General features: G+C 65.0%; 21 protein-coding genes. 7 read left to right on the top strand and 14 right to left on the bottom strand.

The window, feature by feature from the left end:
* Positions 1-2 precede the first annotated feature (2 nt).
* Both AC1Q9M_RS02410 and AC1Q9M_RS02405 read left to right on the top strand, forming a co-directional pair.
* Complete coding sequence (locus tag AC1Q9M_RS02410; RefSeq protein WP_382158670.1) at positions 3-689, top strand: RraA family protein; 687 nt, start codon at positions 3-5, stop codon at positions 687-689.
* A complete protein-coding gene (locus AC1Q9M_RS02405; RefSeq protein WP_382324244.1) occupies positions 686-1,630 on the top strand; it encodes a hydroxyacid dehydrogenase in 945 nt (314 codons plus the stop codon). Before AC1Q9M_RS02410 ends, AC1Q9M_RS02405 begins: the two co-directional genes overlap by 4 nt.
* A gap of 12 nt (positions 1,631-1,642) precedes the next feature.
* On the opposite strand, the gene AC1Q9M_RS02400 is transcribed toward AC1Q9M_RS02405, so the two are convergent.
* The 4 genes from AC1Q9M_RS02400 to AC1Q9M_RS02385 all read right to left on the bottom strand — a co-directional run bounded on the left by AC1Q9M_RS02400 (position 1,643) and on the right by AC1Q9M_RS02385 (position 3,019).
* Positions 1,643-1,813: a hypothetical protein gene (locus tag AC1Q9M_RS02400; RefSeq protein WP_382324246.1), complete on the bottom strand. Its 171-nt coding sequence runs from the start codon at positions 1,811-1,813 to the stop codon at positions 1,643-1,645.
* A gap of 153 nt (positions 1,814-1,966) precedes the next feature.
* Positions 1,967-2,329, bottom strand: coding sequence for a hypothetical protein (locus tag AC1Q9M_RS02395; protein ID WP_382326864.1), 363 nt, complete (start codon positions 2,327-2,329; stop codon positions 1,967-1,969).
* Positions 2,330-2,351: 22 nt separating this feature from the next.
* Positions 2,352-2,714: a hypothetical protein gene (locus tag AC1Q9M_RS02390; RefSeq protein WP_382324248.1), complete on the bottom strand. Its 363-nt coding sequence runs from the start codon at positions 2,712-2,714 to the stop codon at positions 2,352-2,354.
* A 26-nt stretch (positions 2,715-2,740) separates the two neighbouring features.
* On the bottom strand, positions 2,741-3,019 hold the full coding sequence (locus AC1Q9M_RS02385) for a hypothetical protein (protein ID WP_382324250.1): 279 nt from the start codon (positions 3,017-3,019) through the stop codon (positions 2,741-2,743).
* A gap of 906 nt (positions 3,020-3,925) precedes the next feature.
* On the opposite strand from AC1Q9M_RS02385, the gene AC1Q9M_RS02380 reads away from it, so the two are divergent.
* The 5 genes from AC1Q9M_RS02380 to AC1Q9M_RS02360 all read left to right on the top strand — a co-directional run bounded on the left by AC1Q9M_RS02380 (position 3,926) and on the right by AC1Q9M_RS02360 (position 10,189).
* Entirely contained in the window at positions 3,926-5,140 is a 1,215-nt protein-coding gene (locus tag AC1Q9M_RS02380) for an ABC-three component system protein (RefSeq protein ID WP_492432231.1), read from the top strand.
* Positions 5,137-5,625: a three component ABC system middle component gene (locus tag AC1Q9M_RS02375; RefSeq protein ID WP_492432229.1), complete on the top strand. Its 489-nt coding sequence runs from the start codon at positions 5,137-5,139 to the stop codon at positions 5,623-5,625. Before AC1Q9M_RS02380 ends, AC1Q9M_RS02375 begins: the two co-directional genes overlap by 4 nt.
* Positions 5,622-7,586, top strand: a complete 1,965-nt coding sequence (locus AC1Q9M_RS02370; protein ID WP_492432227.1) for a DUF3732 domain-containing protein — start codon at positions 5,622-5,624, stop codon at positions 7,584-7,586. Before AC1Q9M_RS02375 ends, AC1Q9M_RS02370 begins: the two co-directional genes overlap by 4 nt.
* Positions 7,587-7,612: 26 nt before the next feature.
* Positions 7,613-8,845, top strand: coding sequence for a phosphoribosyltransferase-like protein (locus AC1Q9M_RS02365; RefSeq protein WP_492432694.1), 1,233 nt, complete (start codon positions 7,613-7,615; stop codon positions 8,843-8,845).
* A gap of 171 nt (positions 8,846-9,016) precedes the next feature.
* On the top strand, positions 9,017-10,189 hold the full coding sequence (locus AC1Q9M_RS02360; RefSeq protein WP_492432225.1) for a reverse transcriptase family protein: 1,173 nt from the start codon (positions 9,017-9,019) through the stop codon (positions 10,187-10,189).
* Between the two features lie 189 nt (positions 10,190-10,378).
* Here the strand turns inward: AC1Q9M_RS02360 and AC1Q9M_RS02355 are convergent, their stop codons facing one another.
* The 10 genes from AC1Q9M_RS02355 to AC1Q9M_RS02310 form a co-directional block, all read right to left on the bottom strand.
* Positions 10,379-10,522 (bottom strand): hypothetical protein, encoded by a 144-nt coding sequence (locus tag AC1Q9M_RS02355; protein WP_492432223.1) that lies wholly within the window; start codon positions 10,520-10,522, stop codon positions 10,379-10,381.
* A 29-nt stretch (positions 10,523-10,551) separates the two neighbouring features.
* A complete protein-coding gene (locus tag AC1Q9M_RS02350) occupies positions 10,552-11,394 on the bottom strand; it encodes a phosphodiesterase (protein ID WP_492432221.1) in 843 nt (280 codons plus the stop codon).
* A gap of 70 nt (positions 11,395-11,464) precedes the next feature.
* The gene (locus tag AC1Q9M_RS02345) at positions 11,465-12,403 is read right to left on the bottom strand and encodes a CysB family HTH-type transcriptional regulator (RefSeq protein ID WP_382158650.1); all 939 of its coding nucleotides are present in this window, start codon (positions 12,401-12,403) and stop codon (positions 11,465-11,467) included.
* A 10-nt stretch (positions 12,404-12,413) separates the two neighbouring features.
* On the bottom strand, positions 12,414-13,682 hold the full coding sequence (locus tag AC1Q9M_RS02340; RefSeq protein ID WP_492432692.1) for an FCSD flavin-binding domain-containing protein: 1,269 nt from the start codon (positions 13,680-13,682) through the stop codon (positions 12,414-12,416).
* 30 nt (positions 13,683-13,712) lie between these two features.
* Positions 13,713-14,021, bottom strand: coding sequence for a c-type cytochrome (locus tag AC1Q9M_RS02335; RefSeq protein WP_492432219.1), 309 nt, complete (start codon positions 14,019-14,021; stop codon positions 13,713-13,715).
* A 35-nt stretch (positions 14,022-14,056) separates the two neighbouring features.
* The gene (locus tag AC1Q9M_RS02330) at positions 14,057-15,352 is read right to left on the bottom strand and encodes an O-acetylhomoserine aminocarboxypropyltransferase/cysteine synthase family protein (RefSeq protein ID WP_382324264.1); all 1,296 of its coding nucleotides are present in this window, start codon (positions 15,350-15,352) and stop codon (positions 14,057-14,059) included.
* Positions 15,353-15,378: 26 nt separating this feature from the next.
* Entirely contained in the window at positions 15,379-16,740 is a 1,362-nt protein-coding gene (locus AC1Q9M_RS02325; protein WP_492432217.1) for an LLM class flavin-dependent oxidoreductase, read from the bottom strand.
* Between the two features lies 1 nt (position 16,741).
* Complete coding sequence (locus tag AC1Q9M_RS02320) at positions 16,742-17,539, bottom strand: MetQ/NlpA family ABC transporter substrate-binding protein (RefSeq protein ID WP_492432215.1); 798 nt, start codon at positions 17,537-17,539, stop codon at positions 16,742-16,744.
* A 166-nt stretch (positions 17,540-17,705) separates the two neighbouring features.
* Positions 17,706-18,383, bottom strand: a complete 678-nt coding sequence (locus AC1Q9M_RS02315) for a methionine ABC transporter permease (RefSeq protein WP_382324270.1) — start codon at positions 18,381-18,383, stop codon at positions 17,706-17,708.
* Positions 18,376-19,416 carry a methionine ABC transporter ATP-binding protein gene (locus tag AC1Q9M_RS02310; protein WP_382324272.1) on the bottom strand — a complete coding sequence of 347 codons (1,041 nt, stop codon included), beginning with the start codon at positions 19,414-19,416 and terminating at the stop codon, positions 18,376-18,378. Before AC1Q9M_RS02310 ends, AC1Q9M_RS02315 begins: the two co-directional genes overlap by 8 nt.
* Positions 19,417-19,421: the final 5 nt, after the last annotated feature.

Here is a 19,421-nt window from a genome sequence, read left to right as displayed (position 1 = left end):
CCGTGACCACCACCCCCGACATCCTCCGCGACTTCGAGCGCGTTCCCCCGCACATCGTGCAGCAGGCCGGCGCCTACCAGGCGGCCATCCTGGCCGACGTGGCCGGCCGGCGCGGCGCGCTGCACGGCCGCATCACCGCCCTTCGCCCCAGCATGAAAGTGGTGGGCACCGCATTCACCGTGGAAGTGCGTCCCGGCGACAACCTCATGATCCACGCCGCCATGTCGCTCGCCCAACCCGGCGACGTGCTGGTGGTGGACGGCAAAGGCGACCAGACCGCCGCGCTCATGGGCACCATCATGATGACCGCGTGCCAGAAACTCGGCATTGCCGGCGTGGTGCTCGACGGCGCCGTGCGCGACTCGCTCGAACTCGAGGAAATGGGCTTTCCCGTGTTCAGCGTGGGCACCAACCCCAACGGCCCCACCAAGCTCGTGCCCGGCCGCATCGGCCACCCCATCTCCATCGGTGGCGTCACCGTGCACCCCGGCGACCTCGTGCTCGGCGATGCCGACGGCGTGGTGATCGTCGAGCGCGAGAAGATCGAAGCCCTGCTGCCCCTGGCCGAGAAAAAGGTGAAAGACGAAGCCGCGCGCATCGCCGCCATCCAGCAGGGCGACACGGCCGCCAAATGGCTGGACGCCGCGCTGCGCTCGGCCGGCGTGCTCAAGGAAGGGGAGCGGCTGTGAGCTCCACCAGGCCCGCCATCCTCGTCACCGCCGCCGACCTGGCCCCACAAGCGCTCGCGCTGCTGACCGATTTCGACATCGTCTATGCCGGCAAGACCCCCAGCGAGCAGGACATCGTTTCGCTCTGCCAGCAACACGACCCCGTCGCCATCATCGTGCGCTACGGCAAGGTGGGGGCAGAGGCCATCCACGCCGCGCCCTCGCTGCGCGTGATCTCCAAGCACGGCAGCGGCACCGACACCATCGACAAGGTGGCCGCGACAGCGCGCCACGTGGAAGTGCGCGCCGCCGTGGGCGCCAACGCGGCGGCCGTGGCCGAGCAGGCCATGGCGCTGCTGCTGGCCTGCGCCAAGTCCGTGCCGGCCCTGAACGCCCGCATGCACTCGGGCCACTGGGACAAGGCCACGCACAAGAGCGTGGAACTGGCCGGCCGCACCATCGGCCTCATCGGCCTGGGCGCCATCGGCCAGCGCTTCGCGCGCATGGCCAAGGCGCTGGACATGCGGGTGATCGGCTTCGACCCTTACGCCAGCAAGGTGCCGGCCGACATCGAGGTGGTGGACCTCGACACGCTCTGGCGCGAGTCCGACGCGATCTCGCTGCACTGCCCATTGACCGACGACAACCGGGGCCTGCTCAACCGCGACACCCTGGCGCGCTGCAAGCCCGGCGTGCTCATCGTCAACACCGCGCGCGGCGGCCTGGTGGACGAAGCCGCGCTGCTGGACGCCGTGCGCTCGGGCCACGTGGCCTCGGCCGGGCTGGACAGCTTCGCCATGGAGCCCATGGTGGCCGACCACCCGTTCCGCGACGAAGACCGCATCATCCTCAGCCCGCACATCGGCGGCGTCACGGCTGACGCCTACGTGAAGATGGGCCTGGCGGCCAGCGAAAACCTGCTCGCCGTGCTGCGCGAGGCAGAGGTCTCGGCGGACCGCTGAGCCCGATCGGGTTCAAGCCGGAAGAAACAGCGCCACCGCGCCGGCCACCACCCCCACGATGGAGCCGAGCGTGAACAGCAGCCCGGCATCGCGGGCGTTGTCGGCCTTGCGCTCGTTCCAGGCCAGCCACAGCAGCAGGGCGGCGATGGCGCCGATGGTCAAGGCGTAATCCAATGAAGTCATGAAGATGCGTCCGATAGAGAAATAGGGAAGGGCACGCGCGGCTGCGGCGCGCCGCGCGGCCTCCTGGGCCAGGAGGGCACGGCGAAGCAACGCGGCAGCGGCGTCGTCAGGCGAGGAAGAGGGGGGGTGGCGCACCAACCGGTGCGCCAGGCGTCACGCCAGGGCGGCAGGTGGCGCGCGGGCCAGGTAGCCGTGGGGCGCGGGCTCGGGCAGCCTCGGGCCATGGCGGTCGGGGGCCTCGCCCCCGGGGGTGTCGAGCGTGGTGAACGTGACGCTAACCACCGGCAGCGCGCCATCGGCCCCCTTCGCCCCCATCTTCTTGGCAAAGGGGCGCAGGGCCGCCATCGCAGACCGCCCCGCCGCCGTCATCACCGCCTGACGCAACGGCGTGCCATCGCCCTGGGCGTAGGTGTGGGGCGCGTGCTCGCTCAGGCGCGCCGCCGGGTTCCCCAGGGAAACACCCAGAAGAACCAGCAAAGACAGCAGCGCGGCAGTGAACGCACGGTTCATCGACATGGCCGCCGGATTGTAGGTGGCGCTACGGCGGCGAAGAAGAAGACACCGCCGCTGACTTCCTCTCCACCTGCGCCTGCAGCACCGTGGTGGTGTCCGCCAGCGCGCCGAGCTGCCGCTGCATCTCGGCATTCAGCGTGTGCAGCAGCGAGCCCAGCTCCGAGCGCGAAGGTGGCACAGCGTCGTCCACCTCGTGCTCGTACTCCGGCGAGATGAAGCGCTCCAGCGCCTGATAGGCCTTGAAGGTGATCGACAGCTCGGTCACCTGGTTGGCCGCCTGCAGCGCGAGCGACGAGACCCGCGCCTCGGTCGCATCGGCCGATGCGGCAGCGCCAAGAACGCGCACGCCGCGCGGCTTTCTGGTGGGGATGGTGCGTTGTTCTGCCATGAGGGCTTGCCTGAATGGCAGGCGCTTCAGCGGCGGCCGTTGTTCTTGTCGGCCAGCGCCTGCAGCGCCAGCAACGTGTCGAACAGGTCGATATAGCGGCGGCTCGCCTCGTCGTGAAGCGCCTTGCGTCGCTCGTCGTGGACGGCATGGACGATGTCGTCATCGACCTGGCTTTCCAGGGACAGGCCCAGCCGGTTGAGCCGGTGGAAGGCTTGAGCGGTGAGGTCGGAGACTTCGTGGGCGAAGCTCTTGGGGCGCAGGCGAGCGAGCGCGTGTTGGAAAGAGAGACGAAGGTTGATGGCCATGTAGGGGCTCCCCCGGATTCGGTTTGCTACAACCGCCGCCCCTCTTGTGGAGGGGCGGCGGCCCGAACAGGTTGGCGTACCGAGAAGTCCTCGCGGAATCGGCGGATCTTGCGATCACCCCATTCGAGCCGCCATATCTGGAGGCACGCGGGAAACCGCATAGAGCTGCGATAACCGTGGCTTTCGCCACAGGACTTCAACGGGACGCCAATCCCGGACTCGCCTTTTTTTGGCGAGTCCGGCGGAGTATAGCTAGGGACATGTAAAGCAAATGGCCGAGTTTGGCCTTGCGCCATCGCATGGTTGCAGGGGTGTCCAGTCTGCAGCGGTTGCAGTCTGTCCCTCCCGTTGGCCCGATGCCTGCTGGCCGCTATCAAGCAGCCACTCAGCGCGCCCGCGAGCACTGGCAGGACGGTCGGTCTTTTGGGCACAAGCCGAAACTGGGTGCCGCCGGAATATTGCAGTCTAGGCGTTGGACTCGCGGTTCTGTGTGCAGGGATGACAGGTTGGATACTTGTGGCAGCAGCTTGGTCTACTTTCATTCGCACCAACACCCTTATGCCCGGCTGAGGTCACCGGCGCCGACCAACCGCGCAAATCTTGCGTCGGAAGCCTTAACGCTTCCCGCCGCAGAGCAACCTTGTCGAAGCACTGCGCTTTCGCATCTTGATTTGGCGCTGGCGCCAACTCCTTCGTGCAGCCCTATCTCTTGCACCGGTCAATCGGCGGCCGAGCGCGAGCCGTTTATAGTCAAGGGAAAATTCTTATGGAGGCATGCCGCATGCAGCGCGGCGGGCAACAATAACCGATACGTCGGGCTATCTCGCGGATTCTGTCCCGCTTGCCTCCGCTGCAGCTTGCTAACAGACCTTGGTGCCAAACCGGCTTTCCACAGGGAGGAACTCGATGAGTGGAAGTTCAGGGGACCAGTTCGCTGCGGGTGAGCAGGGGCTCGGCTACATCTTTCAGCCTCGCTTCGCCCTACTTCGCCTATTTGAGTCGCCGGAGAGCACTTCCGTCTTCATCGAGAAGGACGATGATCTGGACTTCGTCGACAAGAGAGGGGCCAAGACACTCGGTTCGCTGAAGCACAAGGCCGAAGGCGACCGAGTCACCGACTTGTCAACCGACTTCTGGAAGTCCGTTCGGATATGGCTTGCGAGGTACGACCGGGATGGTCGTCAGGCGTCAAACCTGAGCTTCTACATGTTCACGACCGCAACTGTCTCGCCGAGCTCTTTCGTGGCATCCCTTCGGGACGGCGCCGCCCTTGATGCCAGACAGCTCGCGCCAAGCCAGGCTATGGAGGCGCTGTCGTATGGAACGACAAAGCTCGCTGAGCTCGTCAAGGGTGAATTCGGCAAGCTCACCGAAGAGGACCGGGACGATTTCTTCTCCAGAGTCGTCGTGTTCGACGGAACGCCTCGCATCGAGGACCTGCCGGCGCTGGTCAAGGACCGGATGCGCAGTGTTCGCCGCGAGTATCGAGACGCAGTGTTCGAGCGGCTTGAAGGGTGGTGGAACGAGGAGATTGTTAGCTTGCTGGTCGGAAACCGAGCCGAGGCGCTCAGCGGGATTGAACTCTCCGACAAGTTATCCGCGATTGCGGAGGAGTACCAGGCCGACAACCTGCCCATCACGTTCCGCCAGGCAGAGCCAGCCGAAGAGGTGGATGCAGAAGGCGACCCCCGACTGTTCGTACGTCAACTGCGGGCCATCGGGATTTCGTCGGACCGCATACGCAATGCGATTCTTGACTACTACCGGGCCTGGCAGCAGCGCTCATCTTGGGCTAGGGAGAACCTGCTAGTCACCGGAGAGCTGGACCAGTACGAAGACAGGCTTATCGATGAGTGGTCTCGTTATCGCGACGTCGTGTTCGAGGAGCTGGATGTGGCCAGTGCCGAAGACGTCCTGTTGAGTGCGGGGAAGGCACTCTATCGCTGGGCGGACCTGGAAAGTGGAAACATTCCTGCGCTTCGCATTCGCGAGCGTGTCGTCGAACCGTATGTGGTGCGAGGTGGCTTCCACATTCTTGCCAACTTCGCGCCGGTACCGAAGGTCTATTGGCATCCACATTTTTTGAAGCGCATTGAACAAGCGTTGGAGACTAAGAAGTGAAGGCCTGGAATCAAAGACCGTTCGAGGTCCGGAACCTCTTCAACCCGGCCTTCTGCGGCCTCGTTCTGTTCAAGGCGCTGCGCGGCTATGAAGAACACGACGAGAAGGGAATGCCTTTTTCACTCGCGCTCTTGGTCCTCCCGCTGTCGCTGCACAAAGACTCTCGTGAGGCACTGGAGAGCGGCAAAAGAAGCTACTTCCTGCGAGTACTCGAAGCCAATCCAGGCATCTTGGTTGGCTTCGCTGGGCGAGCTTCAAACCTCTTGCCATTTGCGCTCGAAGCGTTCGGCATGCTGATGGCGCGTGGCTGCATCGAGGTTTCAAAGGACGGGCGCATCAAGACTGTCTCAGAAGGCGTTCGAAAGTCGGATGTTGGTACGACGGAATCAGTCTCTTGTCAGCGGGTCGCGAGGTTTATAGGAAAAGAGTTTGCGCGCATTGATGACCGTGTCACGGTCTACACGACCCTGGGAGTTCGGCCATGAAAATCAAATCAATTCACCTCTACGGCAGAGACGGGCAACGGCGTGACGTAGCGTTCAAGCTGGACGGACTGAATGTCATCACAGGCCGCTCGTCAACCGGGAAGTCGGCAATCTCAGACATCATCGAGTACTGCATGGGACGGTCCACCTTCAACGTCCCAGAAGGCGTCATCCGGGACAAGGTAGCCTGGTTCGCTGTGATTTTCCAGTTCGCCGACGAACAGGTGCTGGTCGCTAAGCCGACACCTCCGAACGGCGGTGAAAGCTGCAGCATGGCCATGTACCGGCGTGGGGTGGCGATTGACGTACCGGAGTTCAAAGACCTCGTCGCTACGTCCGACGACGATGCGGTCGAGTCGCTCCTGTCGCGCTTGCTCGGTATTCCAGAGAACCGGACCGATGTGCCGGCCAACAACTCGCGCGTCAGCTACGACGCCAACATCAAGCACACGCACTTCTACCTTTTCCAGAAGCAGACGCTAGTTGCGAACAAGGACCAGCTCTTCTATCGCCAAAACGAGACCTTCCAGTCGCAGACCATCCGCGACACGCTGCCAATTCTTCTAGGTGTCTCCTCCAGCGAACGCTACGAAATGGAGGCGAAGCTTCGGGCCGCACAGCGCGACTTACGAGTTGCAACCAAGCTGCTGGAGCAGGCCCGTGAAACCATCGATGTCGCTCAGCAAAAGGCAATTGGCCTTTACTCGGAGGCCAAGGCGGTCGGCGTGCTGGCCAGCCAAGCGGTCGAGGGCCCGCAAGGCGACTTGGTCGAGACCCTGCGTGCGGCATTGACATGGAAGCCGACCTCGATTCCAGACGGCGACAACGGCCGCATCGGGCGCCTGGAAAGGGAAATTGGGGAGCAGCGCGGTGAGCGCCGCGAAGTCCAAACCCGAATCGACTCTGCTCGGCAGTTCGCCAAGAAGGCGGGGGGGTTCGAGACGGAAGCAGCAGAGCAAAAGGACCGCCTCGCGTCCATCAAGGCATTTCCAAAGAACAAGGCCACGGGCGAATGGCAGTGGCCGTTCTGCGAGCAGAACCTTGCCATGGACTCGCCGCTGGCTGAAGTACTGCTGAGTGAACTGCGCAGTCTCGACGAAGAGCTGAAGGTGGTCGTTGGCGAGAAGCCCAAGCTGGACGCGTACGTCGTGGATCTGGAGAGAGCGGTTGACGCGCTGACCAACGACATCCGCGACAAAGAGGTTGAGCTTGCCGCTGCCATCTCGGCGAACGAGCTGCTGGCCCAAATGGGCTCGCGCAACAACGCTGCCGCGCGCGTCGTCGGCCGCATAAGCTTGTTCCTTGAGAACCAAGTGTCGAACCAAGAGCTTCTTGAACGTGAGGCAGCGCACCGTCGGCTGAAAGCCAAGGTGGAAGGTCTTGAGAAGAAAATCGACGCCGATAGCAGCCAAGAGCGACTCACCTCAATCCTGAACAATATCTCTGCTCAAGTCTTCCGGTTCATCGATATGTTCGAGGCCGAATTCAGGAAGGTTCCGGTGCGCCTTGACCTTGTGAAGATGACGGTTGTTTTCGACCGACCGGAACGCTTCGTTCCGATGAGCCGCACTGGCGGTGGCGAGAACCACTTGGCCTATCACCTATCGGCGCTGCTCGCGCTTCACTGGTTTGCAGCCAAGAACAAATGCCCCATCCCACGATTCCTACTCATCGACCAGCCGACCCAGGTCTACTTTCCGTCGGAGGACACCTACAAAGCTGCCGACGGCTCTGTGGAGAAGACTGAGGAAGACGCTGACCTGACCGCTGTGCGTCGGCTGTTCGCCTTCCTGCTCCAGTTCACACAGGAAGAGGTGCCGGGGTTTCAGATCATCGTCACCGAGCACGCCAACCTTCGCGATGATTGGTTTCAAAAGGCCTTGGTCGAGAAGCCTTGGAGCAAGCCTCCATCCCTGGTGCCAGAGGAGTGGCCCGACCTGCCGTTGCAGAGCGGTCAGTAATTTTCAGAAGCGAGAGGTTGGCCGAGATGAAACTATCTGCCCATCATCTGCTGCTCACCCGACAGGGGGAAGCGTGGCTTGAGTTCTTCGATGAACCCGATAGGCCGCTCATTCGAGAGCTCACCGGCGCGCTGTCCCTTGTGTCCCTGACTGAGTTTGAGCGCTCACTGGCCAAGTTGGTTTTCGAGGTGGTTGCCGAGTCGCGGACGGTGGCGATCTACTCGGCGCGAGAGTTCGAGGAGTGTCTCAGCTTTGATGGAGAGGATGACGACTGCGAGAGCGGTCTGGACGCCACGCCACGCGGTGGCGACATAGGAAGCGAGGGGCGGACCGCACATATCGCGAGGCAGATTAGGAGAAGTGCATCGACCAAGTTCGTGGTGCACCCTTCAATTTCTAAGCTGCGCGACGGGACCGTTGACCACATCGTCGTGATTGACGACATCCTGGGCACGGGGAACCGCTGTTCGGCCTACCTCGACCAGCTTTGGAAGTACGCAACCATCAAGTCCTGGTGGTCCTACAAGCTCATCAAGTTCTCGGTAGTTGCCTATGCCGGGACGGAGGACGCCATTCGACTTGTGCAGCGTCACAGGTGTCAGCCTCAAGTTCACGTGCACCGCTACTGCCCGACCATCTCATCGCTGCCGTGGCCGCCTCAACGACGGACAGCTGCTCTTGCGGTATGCAACAAGTACGCAAATCAATGGCGGATTCGGTATCCGCTTGGATACAAGAAGACCGCCTCCCTTCTGGTCTTCGAGCATGGCTGCCCCAATAACGTGCCCTCAATTTTCTGGGGCCAGGCAGTAAAGGGACCTGAAGACTGGCGAGCAATCTTTGAGGGCCGAAGCACAGCAGGAGGTACATCCACAGCATTTCCCGGGGAATTCGAGGCCAGCACGCCTGTCAGTGCTTTGATTTCGGCAGGTCAGCATCGGCTGGCCGCAGCTCTTTCCTCAGTCGTGGACCGGCCGCTGAGCGCAAGGATGCTTCTGGTCCTATCGCTCGTATGGAAGGGCAGGCGAAGGTCGGAGACACTGGCTCACGCCACTGGGCTGACCGTCAATGATTGCAATGAGCTTCTGGAAACCTGTATCGCCGCTGGTTTCATCAGCCCGTTGCGGCGAATTACTTCGGCTGGTATCGCAGAGGTGAAAGGCGCCATAAATGCGCGAGGTCTGAGGCTAAACCCTGTACCTCCCGTTGGGAATGACGTCTATTATCCGGTTGCGTTGAGAAGCCGCATCAGTGGTTAGTGCTTACCTAGACCAATGTTTTACAGCGGCAATGGTTGGGGCTCTGGATTTCCGCAGCTCTTCGAATCAGCCAACGCCTCGGCGGATGAGAGACGCGAGTCTCGGCAACCATCGGGGCCTCGGGCTCGACTCGCGTCTCCCCTCCGCGTCGCGGAGTCAAAGTAGCTGCTGATGCTGTCTTCTCAACGCTTCCTCAGAGAAGGTCTTGCGCGAGGTCGAGAGGACGTCGAGGCGCTTCAGGAGGCCTATCGGCAGATTCGTACCTTCCAGCGCAGGCGGCCAGTCGCATTGCCTGCGCTGTTGACCTTGGGACACCTTGCCCGTCGTACTAAGGTACCGCTTGAGACGCTCCGCAACTACATCACTCGAAGTGCCGAGAACCCGTACCGGCGCTTCCACATCCGAAAGCGGTCTGGCGGGAGACGCTGGATTTCCGTACCGTCCGAGGCGCTGCACACGGTGCAGAAGTGGCTGTCGGCTCATCTACTTCGACACGTACCGGTTCACCCTGCCAGCAAAGCCTTCCGCCCTGGCGACAGCATTCGTGCCTGCGCTGAGGAGCACGCGGGCGCGCGTTGGCTGGTCAAGCTGGACATTGCAGACTTCTTCGGCAGCATCACGGAGATTGAGGTTTTCCGTGCGTTTACGAGGATGGGCTACAACCGGCTCGTTTCCATGGAGCTGGCGCGCCTGTGTACCGATACGCCGCGTGTGTCCGAGAAGTACCGCTTTCAGGCGTGGCAGGCAAAGCGCAAGTGGCCACGCATACCTGGGTACCAGCAGCGTTTCCTTGGGCGGCTCCCGCAGGGCGCACCGAGCAGCCCGATGCTGGCGAATCTTGCGGTCGCTGACATCGATGCAGCAGTCGAGAAAATTGCCTGCAGCTACGGCTTGACCTATACCCGGTACAGCGACGACATCACGCTGTCGACTTGCGGAGCATTCTCACGGCGCCTCGCGAGTCAAGTAATTGAGGAAGTCGCCCAGGTGCTGAAGGCGCGCGGTCTCTATCTAAACCGCAAGAAGACCTCGGTGAGTCACCCTGGAGCGCGTCGCGTGGTCCTGGGTTTGCTTGTAGATGGCATAGAGCCTAGGCTCACGAAGACGTTCAGAGACCGTCTGCGTCAGCATCTCTACTACCTAGAGACGCGGGGCATCGCGGCCCATGTGGCGGCCAGGTCATTTGACTCCGCAGGAGGGCTGTACAGGCATCTTCGCGGCCTCATCGACTATGCGAACTCGGTCGATCCTGAGTACGCAAAAGCCGTCAGGGGAAGGCTGGACGCGCTTCCTTGGCTGGGAGAGGATCGCGGTGCGCAGGGGACTGGCGAGCCACCCCGCTAGCTGGACAGAGTGCCTCTTTTGATGGGAGGCGCCTTACATGCATGTCAAGAGGACGGGAGCCATGAATGGCCGGTTCCAGCGCGGGCCGACATTCGCCACCGAGAAGCGAACGACAGCACCCAGTCTGTAGCAGTCCCATAGGAACGGATGACGATGGGGGCTAGTGACGCGCCGCTTTTGTGAAGACGCTCAAACCGTCACGGTCTCATCATTCAGCACCTCTTCCACGATCCGCCGCGTGAGGCTCGCGAAGTTCTGAATGAAGCTGTACGCGTACGCACGCAGCCACGTCCCGCACCGCGCCGCGAGGCGGGTCACGTTGATTTCGAACAAGGCGCGTCCGGCGCGGGCTGTAGCAGGCCTCAGCTGAACTGCTGCGCAGGGCCGTAGTTGCCGATCGGCTGCAAGTGGCTGACGAGGCTGCCATCGGCTTGCACACCATGAAGGTAGAAGCCTGGCGGCTCGAAGATGAAGGCGGGTTCGCTTTCCGGCAGCAACCCCAGGGCGATCTGGTGGGCGGTGGAGGGCGCGGTCATCGCCAGCGTGCCGCCGAAGCGCCGCAGGATCGTGCGGTGCAGATGACCGCACAGCAAGCGCTCCACCTGTGGGTGCTGCGAGACGATGCGTTCGAGTTCCTCGGCGCCTTCGCGCAGACCCATGCCGTCCATGAAGGCGATGCCGGTGGTGAAGGGCGGGTGGTGCAGGGCGATGAGGGTGGGCGTTTCGGGCTGGGCGTCCAGGCGCTTGCTCAGCCAGTTCAACCTCGCGGCGCACAGGGTGCCGAACGGCTTGCCCGGCACGGTCGTGTCGATTGAGAGCAGGCGATGGCTGCCGAGGTCAACCTCATAGAGCACGAACGCCGCGATCGTGCCGTCGTCTTCGGGGTTGTCTTGCAGGTACGCATGGTCGGGAAACGCTTCCCGCAGTTGGGGCACCGAGTCGTGGTTGCCGGGCATCAGCCAGTAGGGGCAGGGCAGTGGCTTGAGCAACTCGCGCAGGTGCTGGTATTCGTCAAGCGAACCCTGGTCCACGAGGTCGCCCGTGATTAGCACATGGCTCGGTCGTGGTGTGATCTGGTTGACCCGCTCGACGGCCTGGGCGAGGTACTTCGCGGTGTCGATGCGCCCCATCAGGCGCTTGCCCCGCGCCACCACATGGGGGTCGGAGAGTTGCACAAGGTTCAGGCGCGGTGTTTCCTGGTTCATGGCGTGGGGCTCGGGTGGGGTGGCGGTGCTGGCGAAACACGCGCTCATTCTCACGCAAGATGACGCCCGGCTACACCGTCACGATCTCATCATTCAGCGCCTCTTCCACGATCTGCCGCGTGAGGCTCGGCGCGAAGTTCTCGATGAAGCTGTACGCATACCCACGCAGCCAGGTGCCGCGCCGCACCGCAAGGCGGGTCACGTTGATTTCGAACAGGTGCCGCGCGTCCAGCGCGTGCAGGTGGCGGTCGCGGTCGGGGTCCACCGCGATGCTGGCGACGATGCCCACGCCCATGCCCAGTTCCACATAGGTCTTGATGACGTCCGCGTCCATCGCGGTGATGACCACGTTGGGCCGCACGCCTTCTTTGTCGAACGCGTCGTCGATGTGCGATCGGCCGGTGTAGCCCTGGTCGTAGGTGATGATGGGGTGTTCGGCCAGCTGTTGCAGCGACAGCGGGCCCTCCACGCGCAGCAGCGGGTGGCCGTGCGGCACCACGACGCTGTGCGTCCAGCGGTAGCAGGGCAGCGTGACGAGTTGCGGGTAGTTGGCCAGCGCTTCGGTGGCGATGCCGATGTCCGCCTCGCCCGCGATCAGCATTTCGGCCACCTGTTTGGGTGAGCCCTGGTGCAGGTTGAGCGTGACCTGCGGGAACAGCGCGCGGAAGTCGCGCACGGCGTGCGGCAAGGCGTAGCGCGCCTGCGAGTGGGTGGCGGCGATGGAGAGGCCGCCTTCGAGGCGCGAGACGAATTCCTTGCCGGCCTGCTTGAGGTTGTCGGCTTCCTGCAGCAGGCGTTCCACGATGGGCAGCAGCGTCTGCCCCGGCCCGGTGAGGCCGGTGAGGCGCTTGCCCGCGCGGGCGAAGATGGTCACGCCCAGCTCGTCTTCCAGCTCGCGGATCTGCCGGCTCACGCCGGGTTGCGAGGTGTAGAGCATGGCGGCAACCTCGGTGAGGTTGAAGCCGCTGCGCGCTGTCTCTCGAACCGATCTGAGTTGCTGGAAGTTCATGGCGTTGTCGTCAGAGCAAGGAGTCTGCCCAGATGTTTTTGGCCCAGGACCGGGCGTACTGGCCTTCGAGCGCGTTGGCGGTGGGCGTGAGGCCGCCCGCGCCGTTCACGGCCACGAGGGTTTTCTGTTCGGCGTTCCATTTGTGCACCGAGGCCACGTGCACCACGTCGGTGTCGCTCACGAAGCTGTAGCAGGTGTTGGCGATGATGGGTTCGGCGTTCACCGGCCGGCCCTGGATGAGCGCGATCACCGCGTCGGCCGCCACCTTAGCGTGGTTGTTGGCCATGAAGCCGGACTTGGGCATGCCGGGGGCCGACAGGGTGGCGTCGCCCAGCACGTGGATGCCCGGGGCCACGGTGGATTCGAAGGTCTGGAAGTTGACGCCGCACCACTTGTTGTTGGCGGTGATGAGCCCGGCGGTTTGCGCGATGCGCCCGGCCTGCTGCGGCGGCACCACGTTGAGCACGCCCGCGCGCACGGTTTCGAACTGCAGTTCCACGGTGCGGTTGGCCGCGTCCACGCGCACGATCTCGCTGTTGGGCTTGTATTCGACGATGCCGGGGTAGAGCTCGTTCCAGGCCTTGAGGAACAGGGCCTTCTTGGAGGTGATGTCCGGGTTGGCGTCGAGCACCAGCACCTTGCTGCGCGGCTTGTGCTGCTTGAAGTAGAAGGCCACTTGCGCGGCGCGTTCGTAGGGGCCGGGCGGGCAGCGGTAGGGCGCCTTGGGGATGTGCAGGGCGTACACGCCGCCGTCGGGCAGGGCTTCGAGCTGCTTGCGCAGGGCCACGGTCTGCGGGCCGGCTTTCCAGGCGTGCAGCACCTGGCTTTGCGCTTCGGCGCTTTGCAGGCCGGGCACCTGGTCGAACTGGAAGTCCACACCGGGCGAGACGATGAGGCGGTCGTACTTCAGCGTGTCGCCGCGCGCCAGGCGCACTTCCTTCTTCGCGGCGTCGATGGCGGTGGCCTCGTCGCGCACCACGCGCACGCCGTGCTTTTTCTGCAGCGCGTCGTAGCCGGTGGTGAGGTTCTCGATCTTTTCTGTGCCGCCGAGCACGAGGTTGCTCAGCGGGCAGGAGACAAACGCGGCTTCGCGCTCGACCAGCACCACCTCGATCTCGGGCGCCCATTGGCGGATGTACTTGGCGGCGGTGGCGCCACCGAAACCGCCGCCGATGACGACGACGCGGGCCTTGGGCGCGGACGAAACCGAGGCGCAGCCCGGCAGGGCCAGGGCGGCCACGGTGCCGCCGGCGGAGGCGAGGAAGTGGCGGCGTTGCAGCAGTTGCTTCATGGGGTGGGCTCCTTGTTGTTATTTGGGTTGGCGCGCGAAGTGAGCGGCCAGGCGTTCGAGCTCGGCGTCGGTGTAGCCCTTGGCGTGCTGGTGCATCACGGTGGCGGGCAGCGTGCCTTGCTTGTAGGCCAGCAGCTTCTGCAGCAGCACGGCCTTGTCCTGCCCGGCGATGGCGGGAATGGCGCTGTTGCTCTTGCCATCGGTGCCGTGGCAGGCCGCGCACGAGGCGGCCCAGGCGCGGGCCTGGAGGTCGGGCGCGGTCTGCGCCTGCGCGGCGCCGCCCAGCATCAGGGTGGCGGCGATGCCGAGGAGTCTCTTCTGGTTCATCGTGGTCTCTTGTTGTGATGGGTTCGTTCGTTCGTTCAGACGGCGGCCAGGGCCTGGTCGAGGTCGGCCAGCAGGTCGTCGATGTGTTCGATGCCGATGGACAGGCGCACCGCGTCTTCGGGCACGCCGGACTTGGCCAGTTCCTCGGGCGAGAGCTGGCGGTGCGTGGTGGAGGCGGGGTGGGTGGCGAGCGATTTGGCGTCGCCGATGTTCACCAGGCGGGTGAAGAGTTGCAGCGCATCGAGGAAGCGCGCGCCGGCCGCGCGACCTTCGCCGGCGGCGGCTTTCACGCCGAAGGTGAGCAGGCCCGAGGCGTGGCCGCCCAGGTATTTCAGGGCGAGCGCGTGGTCCGGGTGGTTGGGCAGGCCGGCGTAGTTCACCCAGCCCACCTTGGCGTGCTGCTCCAGGTGCTTGGCCACGCGCAGCGTGTTGCTGTTGATGCGGTCCAGCCGCAGAGAGAGGGTTTCGATGCCTTGCAGGATCAGGAAGGCGTTGAAGGGCGAGATGGCCGCGCCGGTGTTGCGCAGCGGCACGACGCGCGCCCGCCCGATGTAGGCCGCCGGGCCCAGGGCCTCGGTGTAGACCACGCCGTGGTAGCTCGGGTCGGGTTCGTTCAGGCGCTTGAAGCGGGCCTTGTGCTCCGCCCAGGGGAACTTGCCGGAATCGATGATGGCGCCGCCGATGCTGGTGCCGTGGCCGCCGAGGTATTTGGTGAGCGACTGCACCACGATGTCGGCGCCGTGTTCGATCGGGCGCAACAGGTAGGGCGAGGCGACGGTGTTGTCCACGATCAGCGGCACGCCGTGCTTGTGCGCGATGGCGGCGACGGCCGCGATGTCGGTGATGTTGCCCTGTGGGTTGCCGATGGACTCGACGAAGATGGCTTTGGTGCGCGCGTCGATCAGCGGCTCGAAGCTGGCCGGGTCGCGGTGGTCGGCGAAGCGCGTGGTGATGCCGAACTGCGGCAGCGTGTGCGCGAAGAGGTTGTAGGTGCCGCCGTAGAGCGCGGTGCTGGAGACGATGTTGTCGCCGGACTCGGCGATGGTCTGGATGGCGTAGGTCACGGCAGCCTGGCCCGACGCCAGCGCCAGCGCGGCGATGCCGCCTTCGAGCGAGGCGATGCGCTGTTCCAGCACGTCCTGCGTCGGGTTCATGATGCGCGTGTAGATGTTGCCCGGCACCTTCAGGTCGAACAGGTCGGCGCCGTGCTGCGCGTTGTCGAAGGCGTAGGCGGCGGTCTGGTAGATCGGCACGGCCACGGCCTTGGTGGTCGGGTCGGGCTTGTAGCCGGCGTGCACCGAGCGGGTTTCGAATTTCCAGTGGGCGGACATGAGGGTCTTCTCCTTGTTGTGGTTGATCAGGCCGTGGCGAGCTCGCGCGAGGCTTGCACGGTGGCCGGGTGCGCGGGGCGAGGCAGGCCCAGGTGGTCGCGCAGGGTGCGGCCGGTGTATTCGGTGCGGAACAGGCCGCGCCGCTGCAGCTCGGGCACGACGAGCTGCGCGAAATCCTTCAGGCCGTGCGGCAGCGTGGGCGCGAGCACGTTGAAGCCGTCGGCCGCGCCGGTGGTGAACCAGTGTTCGAGCTGGTCGGCGATGGATTCGGGCGTGCCCACCACCGTCCAGTGGCCGCGCGCGCCGGCCACGCGCTCGTAGAGCTGGCGGATGCTCAGGCCTTCGCGGCGCGCGAGGCCGGCGAACAGTTCCTGGCGGCTTTGCCAGCCTTCGGTCACCGGCAGGTCTTGCGGGAAGGGGCCGTCCACCGGGTACTTCGAGAGGTCCACGTTGCCGAGGAAGGTGGAGAGCAGGCCGACGCCGAGCACCGGGTCGATGAGGGATTGCAGTTCCTCGAACTTCTCGCGCGCTTCGGCCTCGCTGCGGCCCACGAAGGGCGAGATGCCGGGCAGGATCTTCAGCGCGTCGGTGGAGCGGCCATACCCGGCCAGCTGGCCCTTGAGGCTGTTGTAGAACTTGCGCGCCTCGTCGGCCGTCTGCTGCGCGGTGAACACCACCTCGGCGCTGGCGGCGGCGAGGTCCTGCCCGTCGCCGGACGAACCGGCCTGCACCAGCACCGGGTGGCCTTGCGGCGAGCGCCGGGTCTGCAGGCCGCCGTGCACCTTGTAGTGCGCGCCGTCGTGCGCCACGCGGTGCAGCTTGGTGGGGTCGAAGAAGCGGTTGCGGGCCTTGTCTTCGATGAAGGCGTCGTCTTCCCAGGTGTTCCACAGGCCTTTGACGACCTGCACGTACTCGCGCGCGCGCTCGTAGCGCTGGGCGTGGGCGATCTGCTGGTCCAGCCCGAAGCTGCGGGCCTCGAAGTCGCTGCCGGAGGTGACGAGGTTCCAGCCCGCGCGACCGCCGCTCAGCTGGTCGAGCGAGGCGTATTTGCGGGCCAGGTGGTAAGGGGGCAGGTAGGTGCTGGAGACCGTGGCCACCAGGCCGATGTGCGTGGTGTTCTGCGACAGCGCGGCCAGGGTGAGCAGCGGGTCCAGCGGGTACCAGAGCGCGTTCTTCGCCACCACCTCGTCGGGCGGGCCGGGCAGGCCCACGTTGTCGGCGAAGAAGATGGCGTCGAACTTCGCCGCCTCGGCCAGCTGCGTCCATTCGGTGAGCGCGGCGATCTGCCCGCCGGCCGAGGGCACCACGTCCGGGTGCCGCCAGGCGGCCAGGTGGTGGCCGACGCCGAAGAAGAAGGCACCGAGGTGCATCTGGCGAGGTGCGGTCATGTCAGAACCCGGCGAGCACGGAGCCCTTGAACTCGGTCTGGATGAAAGCCTTGACCTCGGCCGACTGGTAGGCCTTCACGAGTTTGGCGACCCAGGGCTTGTCCTTGTCGGCTTCGCGCACGGCGATCAGGTTCACGTACGGGCTCTTGGCGTTTTCCTGCGCGATGGCGTCCTTGCCCGGGTTCAGGCCGGCGGAGAGCGCGTAGTTGGTGTTGATGGCCGAGGCGTCGAGGTCATCGAGCGAGCGCGGCAGTTGCGCGGCGTCGAGCTCCACGAACTTGAGCTTCTTGGGGTTGCTCACCACGTCCAGCGGCGTGGCCTTCAGGCCGGCTTCGGGCTTGAGCTTGATGAGGCCCTGGTCCTGCAGCACCAGCAGCACGCGCCCGCCGTTGGTGGGGTCGTTCGGGATGCCGACCTTGCCGCCTTCGGGCAGGTCTTTCAGGCTCTTGACCTTCTTGCTGTAGATGCCGATCGGGAAGTTCACCGTGTAGCCGACGGCGGTGAATTTGTAGCCGCGGTCCTTGATCTGGTTGTCCAGGTAGGGCTTGTGCTGGTAGCTGTTGGCGTCGAGGTCGCCGGCGGCGAGCGCAGCGTTGGGCTGAACGTAGTCGCTGAACTCGACGATCTGGATCTTCAGGCCGTCCTTCTCGGCGATCTTCTTCACCTGTTCGAAGATCTGCGCGTGCGGGCCGGCGGTGACGCCGATCTTGAGCGGCTTGTCCTGCGCGAGCGCGGGAGCGGCGAAGGCGGCGGCCAGCGTGAGGGCCAGGGTGGATTGCAGCAGTTGCCGTTTGATCATTTCAGGGTTCCTTGTGGTTGAAAAATTGTTCATCGCGCCGGAGCGCATCTCTCGATCCAGAGGCATCAAGGGACGGCTCCGCCGGCCCAAGATGCCGTCCCCCCTCCAAGCGCCGAAGGCGCGCAAGTGAGGGGGGAAGCCGCGCAGCGGCGCAGGGGGGTGTTCATCATTTGTGGCTCAGGCGGCGCACCAGCCAGTCGCCCAGGCTTTGCACGGCCTGCACGAAGACGATGAGCAGCAGCACCACGGCCAGCATCACCTCGGGCAGGAAGCGTTGGTAGCCGTAGCGGATGCCGAGGTCGCCCAGGCCGCCGCCGCCGATGGCGCCGGCCATGGCCGAGTAGCCGGTGAGGCTGACGAGGGTGATGGTGAAACCGGCCACGATGCCGGGGAAGGCCTCGGGCAGCAGCACCTTGAAGACGATCTGCGAGGTGGTGGCGCCCATGGCCTGCGCGGCCTCGACCAGCCCGCTGTCCACCTCGCGCAGCGAGGTTTCCACCAGGCGCGCGATGAAGGGCGCGGCGGCGATCGTCAGCGGCACCACGGCGGCGGCCGTGCCGATGGACGAGCCGGTGATGAGGCGCGTGAACGGGATGATCGCGACCAGCAGGATGATGAACGGCGTGGAGCGCACCGCGTTGACGATGCCGCCCACGGTGCGGTTGAAGGCCGCGTTCTGCAGCACGCCGCCGTGGTCGGTGAGGCGCAGCAGCACCCCCAGCGGCACGCCGATGAGCGCGCCCACGAAGCCCGAGATGCCGACCATCACCAGCGTCTCCCAGAAGGAGAGCACGAAGAGGTCGAGCAGGGCCGGCGGGAACCAGGTTTGCAGCTGTTCAAGCATAGGCCACCTCCTGCACCTGCACGCCCACGCCACGCAGGTGGCCGATGGCGGCGGTGAGCTGTTCGCGCGCTCCGCTGGCGAGCACGGCGAGGGTGCCGAAAGGGTGGCCCTGCACCTCGTCGATCTGGCCGTGCACGATGTTCAGGTCGAGGCCGAAGCGGCGCACCAGGTCGGAGAGCAGGGGCTGGTCGGACTCGACGCCGGCGAACACCAGGCGCAGCAGGCTGGCCGGCGGCTGGCCCGGCGCGCCGAGCAGCGCGCGCACGCGCTCCAGCACGTTGGCCGGCAGTTCGCGCGGCACCACATCGTCGAGCAGGCTGCGCGTGACCTCGTGCGCCGGGTGGCTGAACACCTGCAGGGCCTCGCCCTGTTCGACGATCTGGCCGGCCTCCATCACCGCGAGGCGGTCGGCGACCTGTTTGATGACCTGCATCTGGTGCGTGATGAGCACGATGGTCAGGCCCAGCTCGCGGTTGATCTGCTGCAGCAGCGCGAGGATGGAGCGGGTGGTTTCGGGGTCGAGCGCGGAGGTGGCTTCGTCCGACAGCAGCACCTTGGGTTGGCTGGCCAGGGCGCGGGCAATGCCCACGCGCTGTTTCTGCCCGCCGCTGATCTGGGCCGGGTAGCGGTCGGCCAGCGCGCCCAGGCCCACGAGTTCGAGCAGCGGGTTCACGCGCGCGCGGATCTGGTGGCGCGAGAGGCCGGCGAGTTCGAGCGGCAACGCCACGTTGTCGAACACCGTGCGCGAGGTCAGCAGGTTGAAGTGCTGGAAGATCATGCCGATGTCGCGCCGGGCTTCGCGCAGGCCGGCGGCGTTCAGCGTGGTGAGGGAGCGGCCGGCGACCGTCACCGTGCCCTGGCTGGGCCGGTTGAGCAGGTTGATGGTGCGCACCAGCGAGCTCTTGCCCGCGCCGCTGCGCCCGATCACGCCGAAGACCTCACCGCCGCGGATCTGCAGGTCCACGCCGCGCAGGGCGTGCACCGGCCCTTTCGGGCCGCGGTAGGTCTGGTGGATGTTGTCGAGAAGGATCACGTCGG

Source organism: Hydrogenophaga sp. GW823-FHT04C09, assembly GCF_058796355.1.
The sequence above is the reverse complement of the archived record's forward strand: the minus strand, read 5'-3'. Positions and strand labels throughout refer to the sequence as shown.